This window comes from Cryobacterium sp. GrIS_2_6, assembly GCF_035984545.1.
Classification (GTDB): Bacteria; Actinomycetota; Actinomycetes; order Actinomycetales; family Microbacteriaceae; genus Cryobacterium.
The window spans coordinates 3677368-3688636 of sequence record NZ_JAXCHP010000001.1; the positions used below are offsets into that span (position 1 = coordinate 3677368).

10 protein-coding genes are annotated in these 11269 nt (G+C 68.2%); 7 read left to right on the forward strand and 3 right to left on the reverse strand.

Annotated features, from left to right (window positions below):
• The first annotated feature begins 63 nt into the window (after positions 1-63).
• A complete protein-coding gene (locus tag RCH22_RS17850; protein ID WP_327014985.1) occupies positions 64-939 on the forward strand; it encodes a polyphosphate kinase 2 family protein in 876 nt (291 codons plus the stop codon).
• Between the two features lie 134 nt (positions 940-1073).
• On the opposite strand, the gene RCH22_RS17855 is transcribed toward RCH22_RS17850, so the two are convergent.
• Complete coding sequence (locus RCH22_RS17855) at positions 1074-2306, reverse strand: isochorismate synthase (RefSeq protein ID WP_327014986.1); 1233 nt, start codon at positions 2304-2306, stop codon at positions 1074-1076.
• Between the two features lie 107 nt (positions 2307-2413).
• Here RCH22_RS17855 and ubiE point away from each other — a divergent pair, with 107 nt between their 5' ends.
• From ubiE to RCH22_RS17870, 3 genes are read left to right on the forward strand one after another with little or no spacing between them, the layout of a single operon-like run.
• Positions 2414-3139, forward strand: a complete 726-nt coding sequence (ubiE, locus tag RCH22_RS17860) for a bifunctional demethylmenaquinone methyltransferase/2-methoxy-6-polyprenyl-1,4-benzoquinol methylase UbiE (RefSeq protein ID WP_327014987.1) — start codon at positions 2414-2416, stop codon at positions 3137-3139.
• Between the two features lie 31 nt (positions 3140-3170).
• The gene (locus tag RCH22_RS17865) at positions 3171-4241 is read left to right on the forward strand and encodes a polyprenyl synthetase family protein (protein ID WP_327014988.1); all 1071 of its coding nucleotides are present in this window, start codon (positions 3171-3173) and stop codon (positions 4239-4241) included.
• 10 nt (positions 4242-4251) lie between these two features.
• Complete coding sequence (locus tag RCH22_RS17870) at positions 4252-5709, forward strand: FAD-dependent oxidoreductase (protein ID WP_327014989.1); 1458 nt, start codon at positions 4252-4254, stop codon at positions 5707-5709.
• Positions 5710-5812: 103 nt separating this feature from the next.
• Here the strand turns inward: RCH22_RS17870 and RCH22_RS17875 are convergent, their stop codons facing one another.
• Together RCH22_RS17875 and RCH22_RS17880 are read right to left on the reverse strand one after the other, a co-directional pair.
• Positions 5813-7168, reverse strand: coding sequence for a transaminase (locus RCH22_RS17875; protein WP_327014990.1), 1356 nt, complete (start codon positions 7166-7168; stop codon positions 5813-5815).
• A 147-nt stretch (positions 7169-7315) separates the two neighbouring features.
• Positions 7316-7804 (reverse strand): YajQ family cyclic di-GMP-binding protein, encoded by a 489-nt coding sequence (locus RCH22_RS17880; protein ID WP_134448794.1) that lies wholly within the window; start codon positions 7802-7804, stop codon positions 7316-7318.
• 171 nt (positions 7805-7975) lie between these two features.
• Here RCH22_RS17880 and RCH22_RS17885 point away from each other — a divergent pair, with 171 nt between their 5' ends.
• Genes RCH22_RS17885 through RCH22_RS17895 form a run of 3 tightly spaced genes read left to right on the forward strand, consistent with a single transcriptional unit; the run spans position 7976 to position 11209 of the window.
• The gene (locus tag RCH22_RS17885; RefSeq protein WP_327014991.1) at positions 7976-9229 is read left to right on the forward strand and encodes a biotin/lipoyl-binding protein; all 1254 of its coding nucleotides are present in this window, start codon (positions 7976-7978) and stop codon (positions 9227-9229) included.
• A gap of 7 nt (positions 9230-9236) precedes the next feature.
• A complete protein-coding gene (locus RCH22_RS17890) occupies positions 9237-9980 on the forward strand; it encodes an ABC transporter ATP-binding protein (protein WP_327014992.1) in 744 nt (247 codons plus the stop codon).
• Positions 9977-11209, forward strand: coding sequence for an ABC transporter permease (locus RCH22_RS17895; RefSeq protein WP_327014993.1), 1233 nt, complete (start codon positions 9977-9979; stop codon positions 11207-11209). The genes RCH22_RS17890 and RCH22_RS17895 overlap by 4 nt, the downstream gene beginning before the upstream one ends.
• The last annotated feature ends 60 nt before the right edge of the window (positions 11210-11269 follow it).

The window sequence follows — 11269 nt, forward strand, 5'->3', positions numbered from 1 at the left end:
GGGCCCCGCGCGGGTCCGGGTGGAGAGTGTCTGTTTCCTGCAGTTTCCGACGAAGGGTGCATCATGAGCGGACTCAACCGAAAGTTCTGGGATTCCGACCCGATCGAGAAGCTCCGCGTCGGCCCCGGATTCCGACTCGCCTCCGTCGACCCCGACGCGACGCCCGGCTTCGACGGGGTCGTGAAGAAGAAGGCCGACGAGGCGCTCGCCTCGGGCGTGGGTCTGCTCGATTCGCTTCAGGAGAAGCTCTACGCCAATAGCCGGGCTTCCGCCGACGACGGCGGTGGTCGCAAGGTACTCCTCGTGCTGCAGGCCATGGACACCGCGGGCAAGGGCGGCATCGTGCGGCACGTCGTCGGGTCCGTCGACCCCCAGGGTGTGCGCCTCACCGCGTTCAAGGCACCGACAGCGGAAGAACGCGCGCACGACTTCCTCTGGCGGGTGCGGAGCCGCGTGCCGGGACGGGGCCTGATCGGGGTCTTCGACCGCTCGCACTACGAGGATGTGCTGATCGCGCGCGTCCACGAGCTCGCCCCCGCCGAGGAGATCGAGGCCAGGTACGGGCAGATCCGCCGGTTCGAGCAGGACCTCGTCGACGACGGAACCACGATCGTCAAGGTCATGCTGCAGATCAGCTCGGCCGACCAGAAGGAGCGGCTGCTCGAGCGCCTCGAGCGCCCGGACAAGCACTGGAAGTACAACCCGGGCGACGTCGACGAGCGGATGCGCTGGGCCGACTACCAGACGGCATACCAGCTCGCCCTCGAACGCACCTCGACACCCGACGCGCCGTGGTTCGTCGTTCCCGCGGGCAAGAAGTGGTACGCGCGCCTCGCCGTGCAGCACCTGCTGATCGACGCCCTCGAGCGTCTGAACCTCGACTGGCCGCCCGCTTCCTTCGACGTCGCCGCCGAAAAGCTGCGCCTCGCCGCCACCTGACCCGCGCCTCACCCCCCCTGCAGCCTCCGCGAAAGCGGGTGAATCGTCGGTTTGCCGCGTTCAAACCGACGATTCACCCGCTTTCGCGGGAGGGGGAGGGGCTCTGGGGGGAGGGGCTGGGGCCGGGGCGGGAGCTAGCCGAAGGCCTCGACGATGGGACGGAACTTCATCCGGGTCTCGGCGAGCTCGCGGTCGGGCTCTGAACCGAGCACGATGCCGCAGCCGGCGTATGCAGTGACGTCGCCGCCGGGAGTCACCTGGGCGCAGCGCAGCGCGATCGCCCATTCGCCGTCGCCGTCCGCGCCGACCCAGCCGACCGGCCCGGCATACCGGCCGCGGTCGAAGGGCTCGAGCTCGCGGATGAGCGCAAGCGCTGCCTGCGTCGGCGTTCCCGCGACCGCCGCCGTCGGGTGCATGGCGGCGATGAGGTCGAGGGAGGTCGATCCGTCGGAGAGGGTTCCCTCGACATCCGTCGCGAGATGCCACAGGTTCGGGAGCTTGACCGTGAACGGCAGCTCGCTCGTGAGCAGGTGCGAGGTATGCGGGCGCAGTGAGGCGAGCACGCTCTGCACCGCGAAGGCATGTTCGTCGCCGTCCTTCGCGCTTGTCGCGAGCGCGGCGGCGGCCTCGAGGTCCGCTGCGGCGTCGGCGCCGCGCGAGACGGTCCCGGCGAGCACCCGGGCGTTGACTTCGCCGTGGTCGGCGCGGATCAGGGTTTCGGGGCTCGACCCGACGAGTCCGTCGACGGCGTAGGTCCAGCAGTCCGGGTAGCCGAGGGCGAGTTCGCTGATCGTGCGGCGCAGGTCCGACTTCGCCGGAAGGTGGCCGCGGAGGTCGCGGGCGAGCACGACCTTGTTCACCTCCCCGGCGGTGAGACGCACGACCGCCTCATCGACGGCCGCCTTATAGGCCTCGGGCCGCAGCGTGCCCGAGAGAAGCGAGATCCGGTACTCCGTGCCCAGCGGATGCAGCGCAACCGGAATTTCCGGAGGGGTGCCGCCGGTCGGCCAGATCCTGGTGACCCAGCAGAGACCGTCCTCACGTCCGACGATGACCTCCGGAACGAGCAGCACGCTCGTCTCGGCGGATTCATCGTCAAAGGCGAAGGTTCCGAACGCCAGCAGGCCGGTGCCCGTTCGCGCGAGCGGATCGGTCACCGTCGCAGCGGCGACGACGTCCCGCCACGCGCTCGCGGCATCCGTCATGCGGGTCTGGCCCGAGAATTCGAGCCGCAGCGCCGAGCCGAGGCCGGCGAGGCCCTGGTTGCGGCGCATCCAGAGCAGCGGCTTCTGGGCGTCGAGGAGAAGGACCAGTTGTCGAATGTCGGCAATGGGAGTGGTTTCAACCGTTAGGGCCTGCACATTCACGTGCCCAGCCTATGCCAGCCGCCACGACGACCGGCTTCCCGGACGCCAGAATGCCGCTATCACCGGCTTCGCAGGATCACCGGGGAACGGCAACCTAGACTGTTGGAGTGAACAGAGCAGACCTCAGTAAGCAGCCGGAGCAGGTCGCGGCCATGTTCGATCAGGTGTCGACGCATTACGACCGCACGAACGCGGTGCTCTCGGTCGGAAACGCCGCCTTGTGGCGGCTCCAGGCGACCCGCGCCGTCAACCCCCAGGCCGGCGAGCGCATCCTCGACATCGCCGCGGGCACCGGCACCTCGAGCGTCGCGCTGACCCACACCGGCGCTCACGTCGTCGCCGCCGACTTCTCCGCCGGGATGATCCAGGTCGGCCGGGAACGCCAGGCCGGAAACCCGCTCGTCGAGTTCGTCCAGGCCGATGCCACGGCGCTGCCCTTCGCCGACGACGAATTCGACGCCGTCACGATCTCCTTCGGCCTCCGCAACGTCGTGGAACCACGCAAGGCGCTCGCCGAGTTCTTCCGCGTCACCAAGCCCGGCGGCAGGGTCGTCATCTGCGAGTTCTCCACCCCGCCGAACCCGGTCATCCGCAGCGCTTATTTCGCCTACCTCAACCAGGTGATGCCCCGGGTCGTCAAGCTCGCCTCCTCGAACGCCGAGGCGTACGACTATCTCGGCGAATCGATCGCCGCGTGGCCGACCCAGCCCGTGCTGAGCGGATGGCTCCGCGAAGCCGGGTACGAGTCCGTCGCCTACAAGAACCTCACCCTCGGAATCGTGGCACTGCACCGCGGTGTCAAGGCCGCCCCTGCGGCAGTCCCCGCCGACTGAAACTCCCCCACCCAATGGATAGGCTGTCAGAGTGAAACCGAGTCTTCCCCTGTTCCGGCGCGGCTCCTCCGTGACGAGCCAGATCGGCCTCAGCGATCGAATTTTCTCGACAGCGGATGACCGGGGCCTGGCCGCCGGAATCGACGCCGGTCTCGAGCGGGTCGAGGCGAGCCTCTTCGCCGAGATCGTCTTCGCCGACGAGATCGCAAGCGTCACGACACGGTACCTGCTCGAAGCCGGCGGCAAGCGGGTTCGCCCGATGCTTGCCCTCCTCACCGCCCACCTCGGCAGCGGCGGGATCACCGACGTCGTGACCGCGTCGACGGCCATCGAGATCACCCACCTTGCCTCGCTCTACCACGACGACGTCATGGACGACTCCGGCCAGCGCCGCGGCGTCCCGAGCGCCCAGACGGTCTGGGGAAACTCGATCGCGATCCTCACAGGCGACCTATTGTTCGCCAGGGCGAGCCAGCTGATGGCCAAGCTCGGCGAGCGGGCCATCCGCCTGCAGGCCGATACCTTCGAACGCCTCGTCATGGGGCAGCTGCACGAGACCGTCGGCCCGCACGCGGGCGACGACCCGATCGAGCACTACATCTCGGTGCTCGCGGACAAAACCGGTTCGCTCATCGCGGCAGCGGCTCAGGCCGGCATCATCTTCTCGGATGCGCCCGACGAATTCGAACAGCCGCTCGTGAGCTTCGGCGAGAAGATCGGCGTCGCGTTCCAGCTCATCGACGACGTTCTTGACCTGTCCTCGCAACCCGAGGCGACCGGGAAGGTGCCAGGTACCGATCTGCGTGCCGGGGTCGCCACCCTGCCCCTGCTCAGGCTCCGCGAGCGCGCCGCCGACGAGCCGGCATCCGCAGCCCTGCTCGAGCGGCTCGAGCGGGACGTCATGAGCAGCCAAGGCACCCGGTCGGAGGCGGCCGACTCCGCAATTTCCGCGCTGCGCGACCACGAGGTGACCGCGCAGACCCTGTCAGAGGCCCACGGCTGGGCACACGACGCCGTTGCTTCCCTCGCTCCCCTGCCCGACGGGTCCGTCAAGAAGGCGCTGACCCGATTCGCCGACACGATCGTCGAGCGTTCAAGTTAGAAAGGTCGTCATGACCGAGAAGCGCCCCACCGACCAGCAACCCGCGAAGCTGCGCCTGGCGATCGTCGGGGCAGGGCCAGCCGGCATCTACGCCGCGGACATCCTGCTCAAGGCGGAACGCAACTTCGAGGTCTCGATCGACCTGTTCGACCACCTCCCCGCGCCGTACGGGCTCGTACGCTACGGCGTCGCGCCGGACCACCCCCGGATTAAGGGCATCATCACCGCGCTGCGCGACGTGCTCGACCGCGGCGACATCCGCATCTTCGGCAATGTGCGCTTCGGGGTCGACATCACGCTCGACGACCTCAGGAAGCACTACAACGCGGTCATCTTCGCGACCGGCGCCGTGCGCGACGCCGACCTCAGGATCCCCGGCATCGACCTCGTCGGCTCCTACGGCGCCGCCAAGTTCGTGAGCTGGTTCGACGGTCACCCCGACTACCCGCGCATCTGGCCGCTCGAGGCGAAGCAGGTCGCCGTGATCGGCAACGGAAACGTGGCCCTCGACGTGGCGCGCATCCTCGCCAAGCACGCGGACGACCTGCTGCCCACCGAGATCCCGGCGAACGTCTACGACGGGCTCAAGGCCTCACCCGTCACCGACGTGCACATCTTCGGGCGCCGCGGACCGACATCCGTGAAGTTCACGCCCCTCGAACTGCGTGAGCTCGGCGAACTGCCCGACGTCGACATCGTCGTCTACGACGAGGACTTCGACTACGACGACGCCGCGCGCGCCGCCGTTGCGAGCAACAAGCAGGTGTTCGTCATCGACAAGGTGCTTGGCAAATGGCGCGAACGCGCCCACAAGCTCGCCGAGGATCCGCAGGCGGGCGCGAGCCGCCGGCTGCACCTGCACTTCTTCGCCAAGCCCCTCGAACTGATCGATGACGGCACCGGCCGGGTCGGCGGCATCCGCTACGAACGCACCGCGCCGGACGGCCAGGGCGGAGTTGTGGGCACGGGGGAGATCCGCGAGCTGCCGGTGCAGGCCGTGTACCGCGCGGTCGGGTACTTCGGCTCGCCGCTGCCCGGGGTGCCGTTCGACAAGAAGCACGGCGTGATCCCGAACCGCGAGGGGCAGGTGCTCTCCAAGGGCGACCCGTCGTCGGGTGCGGGCAGCGCCAACCAGCAGCTCTACGGCGTGTACGCGACCGGGTGGATCAAGCGCGGGCCGGTCGGCCTGATCGGGCACACCAAGTCCGACGCGATGGAGACCGTGCGGCACCTGATCAACGATCTCGGCAACTGGTGGCGGCCGGAATCCCCGTCGGAGGAGAGCATCGTCGCGCTCCTCGAGGAACGCGGCGTCGAGTACACGAACCTCGACGGCTGGCACCGCCTCGACCAGCACGAGCAAGCGCTCGGCGGGGCCGAGGGCCGGGTGCGGATCAAGCTCGTGCCCCGCGACGAGATGGTCGCCATCTCCCGAGCCTCAGCCCCCGCAGCTCCGGTCGCCGTTTAGCCCCGAACCAATTCGACGGAGTTTTTACCGAAAACGCACGTGGGAAGCCGGGTAAACCGGTTCAGAACCCAAAAACTCCGTCGAATTCGTCAGGGGCAAGCGCTCAGGAGGCGAGGAGTTCCCGCACCGCCTCGTCGAACACGGCGAGGTGGGCGTCGACGTCCGCAGCCGTGGTGTCCGGGCTCATCAGCGCCATGTTGTGGAACGGCGTCAAGAGGATGCCCCGGTTGACCAGGTAGAGATGCAGGAAATCCTCGAGCTCGGCATCCGCTGCCGCGTTCGACTCGGTTCCGGTGCGCGGGTACGGCTTCGCGAAGCGGTACTCGGCGCGGGCGCCGAGCTGGTTGATCGACCACGGCAGGTCGTTCTCGTCGAGGATGCGCTGGATGCCCGCGGTGTACCTGCCCGCGGTCTCGAGCATGCCCTCGAAGGCGGCTTCGGTGAGCACGTGCTCGAGGGTCGCCCGCATCGCGGCGACGGAGAGCGGGCTGCCGGCGAGGGTGCCGCCGACGCCGCCCATGTCCACGAGGTCGAGGTCGGTGCGGGAGAGGGCCCGGTCGGCGAGCTCGGCCGAGAGCCCGTACGCGCCGCTCGGCACGCCGCCGCCGATGGCCTTGCCGATCACGACGATGTCGGGGTCGAGGTCCCAGGCCGCCGTCGCCCCGCCGGGTCCCGCGGAGAAGGTGTGCGTCTCGTCGATGATGAGGAGCGCGCCGTACTGGCGGGTGAGCGCCCGGACGCCCTCATGGTAACCGGGGTCCGGCAGCACGATGCCGATATTGGTCAGGGCCGGTTCGATCAGCACGGCGGCGACGTCGCCGTGCCGCAACTGTTCCTCGAGGCCATCGAGGTCGTTGAACTCGGCCACCCGGCTCGTCTCGGTCACGTCGACGGGCGCGCCGACGTTGCCCGGTCGGTTCATGCCCTCGCCATCGGGCCCCACCACGATCAGGGACTCGTCGACGCTGCCGTGGTAGCAGTAGCTGTGGAAGAGGATCTTCGACCGGTCGGTCAGCGCCCGCACGAGGCGGATCGCCCACCGGTTCGCGTCCGTCGCGGTGAGCGCGAAGCTCCACCGGTCGACGCCGAAGCGACGGGTCAGCTCCGCGCCGACCCACTCGGCGTCCTCGGTCGGCAGCATGGTGGTGAGGCCGCCCTGCTCGAAGATTCGCCGCCCGATCGCGTCGACGACCGCCGCAGGCGAGTGCCCGGCCATCGCGCCGGTGTCGCCGAGGGCGAAGTCGAGGTACTCGTGGCCGTCGATGTCGGTCAGCCGGTTGCCGCGGGCGGATGCGAAGTAGAGAGGGAACCCGCCGGCCTTCTTGTTCATCCAGGTCATCGGGACCTTGCCGAACAGGTGCGTCGCATTCTCGTATGCCGCGGCCGAGCGCGGGTTCCGCTCCGCGAACACCGCCAGCTCACGCGCATGCAGGTCGGCTAACCGGGCTCGATCGATCATGACGCTCCTTCGCGTGGCGGTAATGTGATGCGAGCCTAGCGCCGCTGCGGCAACTGTTCCCAAAACGGACACCTGTGGCCCGTGGAACAGGCGCGAATGTCGGCATCGGCAACAGTTGCGGCATCCGTTGATGCAAGGAGCGGATGCTTACCGGAAGTTGACGAACTGGAGCGCGACGTCGAGGTCCTTGCCCTTGAGTAGCGCCATCGTGGCCTGCAGGTCGTCGCGGCTCTTCGAACTCACGCGCAGCTCATCGCCCTGGATCTGGCTCTTGACACCCTTGGGGCCCTCGTCGCGGATGATCTTGCCGATCTTCTTCGCGTTCTCCTGGTCGATGCCGGCCTTCATCGAGGCCTCGATCCGGAATTCCTTGCCGGAGGCGTACGGGTCGCCGGCGTCGAGGCTGCGCAGCGAGATGCCGCGCTTGATGAGCTTGGACTCGAAGACCTCGAGGATCGCCTTGACCCGCTCCTCTGAGTTCGCCTTCATGAGCACCTTCTCGCCGCTCATCTCGATCGAGGCGCCGACATTCTTGAAGTCGTAGCGCTGCGCGACTTCCTTGTGGGCCTGGTTGAGGGCGTTGTCGACCTCCATCGGGTCGACCTTGCTGACGATGTCGAACGTTGAGTCTGCCATGACAGCAATGTTATCGGCGGATGCTTCGTCCGGCATCCCTACGCCGGCTCACGCCCCGCGCCTGCCGGGCTCATCGGGAACTGATAGCCGCTGGAGGCCGCGGCCATAGCCCTGCTGCGTACCGTTGCGGACGCGGCAGTCAGAAGCCGTACACGAGCTATCGAGGAGACCATGAAACGGCCACAGTTTCTCACGCACATCCGCCCACGAATCTGGGTGGTTGCCGGCGTCATCGTGCTCGCCCTCGCGGGCGGCAGCATCTACTGGTTCGATTTCGCCGTTCCCGCGGGTAACAAGACCACGGTCGCCGCGCCCATTACCACCGCAGCGAGCCTCACGACCATGCAGAAGACCGTCGACAGCGACGGCACCGCGACCCCGACCGTGAACGACTCGGTCAGATTCGCCGTGTCCGGTACCGTCACGGCCGTGCCGGTCGTCGCGGGGACCACCGTGACCGCTGGCGAGGTGCTCGCAACCGTCGACACGCTCAGCCTCGATGCCGCCGTGCTCGAAGCGCAAGCGACGCTCGCGACCGCGAAGGCGAAACTGGCCACGAGCGTGAGTGAGAGCGATGGCACCGCCGCAGCGGTCGCTCAGATCGCGGCCCAGACGGCGTCCGTCGCGGTCGACGAAGCCGCCGTCGTGACCGCGCAGGCCGCGGTCAGCGGTGCTACCCTCACCGCACCCGCCGCCGGCCTCGTCACCGCGGTCAACGTCGCCGTCGGCGACGTGATCTCCTCGGGCAGCTCGGGCAGCTCGGGCAGCTCGGGCAGTTCAGGGGCCGGGGGAGCCACGACTGCCTCGACCGCCTCGGCGTCATCGTCAACGTCAACGTCAACGTCAACGACGAGCATTGCGGACTTCACCATCGTCGGCACCTCCTCGTGGTCGCTCGCCCTCGCGATCGGCGAGTCGTCCATTGCGAACGTCGCCATCAACGACCAGGTCGAGTTGTCACTCGCCGATGGCACGGCATTCTTCGGCACGGTCCAGTCGGTCGGCATCCTGCCGTCCGCGACCTCTGGCGCGGTCACCTACCCCGTCGTCGTCGCCGTCACGGGCACACCCGCCGGCCTCTACGACGGTGTCGCCGTCACGGCCAAGATCGTCTACGAGCGCCGCACGAACGTGCTCACGGTCCCGAGCGCCGCTGTCACGACCGCGAACGGCGTCTCGACCGTCTCCACCCTCGACGCCGCGGGCGCCGCGGTGGCGAAGACCGTAACTGTGGGTGAAACTGTCGGCAGCGTCACCGAGATCCTCACCGGGGTCGCGGAGGGCGACGAAGTCGTCGTCGTCACCTTCACGCCGGGCTCCGGCAACAGCGGATCGACCACCCAACGTGGCACCGGCACCCGGCCGACCGGCGCGCCCGGCGGCGGAACCTTCCCGGGAACAGGGACGGGGACGAACGGTGGTTGAGTCACCGATGCGCACACTCGCCCCCCTCCCCGACAGCCCTGGGGTCCTCGCAGCGGATGCCGCGGGTCCCGTCATCGAGCTCATCGACGCCGGCAAGACCTACAAGTCAGGCACCATCGAGTTCGAGGCGCTGAAAGGCATCAACCTCGCCATCCACGAGGGTGAATACGTCGCCATCATGGGGCCATCCGGCTCCGGGAAATCCACGATCATGAACATCCTCGGCTGCCTCGACACGCTGACCCGTGGCCAGTACCGTCTCGGCGGCACCGACGTCGAGGAGCTCGACGAGATCGAACTCGCCACCGTGCGCAACGAACAAATCGGGTTCGTGTTCCAGGGCTTCAATCTGCTCTCCTCGATGGCCGCCTGGCGGAACGTGGAACTTCCGCTCGTCTATGGGCACGTACCCCGCGAGGAACGAAGAAAGCGGGCCAGCCGGGCGCTCGAACGTGTCGGCCTCGGCGACCGCCTCGACAACAAGCCGGGCGAGATGAGCGGTGGCCAGCAACAACGCGTCGCCGTCGCCCGGGCCCTCGTCGGGGAACCGACCATGATCCTCGCCGACGAACCGACCGGCAACCTGGACTCCGTCTCGACCAGGGACGTTCTCGACCTCTTCGACGAGCTCAACGCGCTCGGTCGCACGATCGTGCTGATCACTCACGAGCTCGAGGTCGCGCAACGTGCCCGCCGGATCGTCTGGGTGAAGGACGGCGCCGTCGTCCGCGACGAGGTGAACGCATCATGAGCTGGATGGAGAGTTTCCGCACCAGCTGGAGCGCCGTCTACACGCACGCACTGCGCTCGATGCTCACGATCCTCGGCATCCTGATCGGCATCGCCGCAGTCATCCTCACCGTCGGCCTCGGGCTCGGCACGCAGCAGGACGTCAGTGCCAAGATCAGCTCGCTCGGCAGCAACCTGCTGATCGTCGCCCCTGGCAGCGCGACGAGCACCACGGGAACCCGCGGCGGCTTCGGCACGAGCGCCACCCTGACCATCGCCGACGCCGAGGCACTCACCTCCTCGGTGAATGGACCGGACATCTCAGGCGTGGCCCCGGAGAGCAAGACCTCGCTGTCGCTCACTGCCAACAGCACCAACTGGACGACGACGGTCACGGGCACGACGACCGCGTGGACGAACGTGCGCCAGCGCACTCTCGCCAGGGGCGTCTTCTTCACCCAGGCTCAGGCGGATGCGTCCGCAGCCGTCGTCGTGCTCGGCTCGGAGACCGCCAAGGAGCTTTTCGGCACCCAGAACGTTGTCGGCCAGAGCGTCGTGATCAGCGACCGGTCGTTCCTGGTGATCGGCGTGCTGGCAACGGCGGGATCTGACTCTTCGAGCAACCTCGACGACATCGCGATCGTGCCGTTCTCGACGGCGGCGACCGACCTCGTCGGGGGCACCTCGAGCAACGCGGTATCCACGATCTACCTGCAGGCGGCCTCCGACTCCCAGTTGTCAGCCGCCTATCAGGAGGCAGACACCCTGCTGCTGAACCTGCACTCGATCACCGCGAGCGCGGATGCCGACTTCACGATCAGCAGCCAGGACGCCCTGGTCAGCACGGCGACCGCGGTCTACCAGACCCTGACCGTCCTGCTCACCGGGGTCGCCGGGCTGTCTCTCCTCGTGGGGGGAATCGGCGTGATGAACATCATGCTGGTCTCGGTCTCCGAACGGACCAGGGAGATCGGCCTCCGGAAGGCGCTCGGTGCCCCGCCGTGGGCGATCCGGCGCCAGTTCCTGATCGAGGCGGCCATCCTCGGACTCTCCGGTGGAATTCTCGGCGCCGTGATCGGCGTCGTCGCGGCCCTGACCCTGCCCGCCGTGATCGGCAGCTCGATCGTTGTGTCCCCGCTTGCGGTAGGACTGTCCATCGGCGTGGCGATCGCCATCGGCATCGTCTTCGGGGTCTACCCCGCCACCCGGGCGGCCAGGCTCGCGCCGATCGACGCGCTCAGGAGCGAGTAGTCATGCGCAGTCGAACCCACGCACTCAACTCCCCGTCCGGCGGGCACACCCCGCCACCGG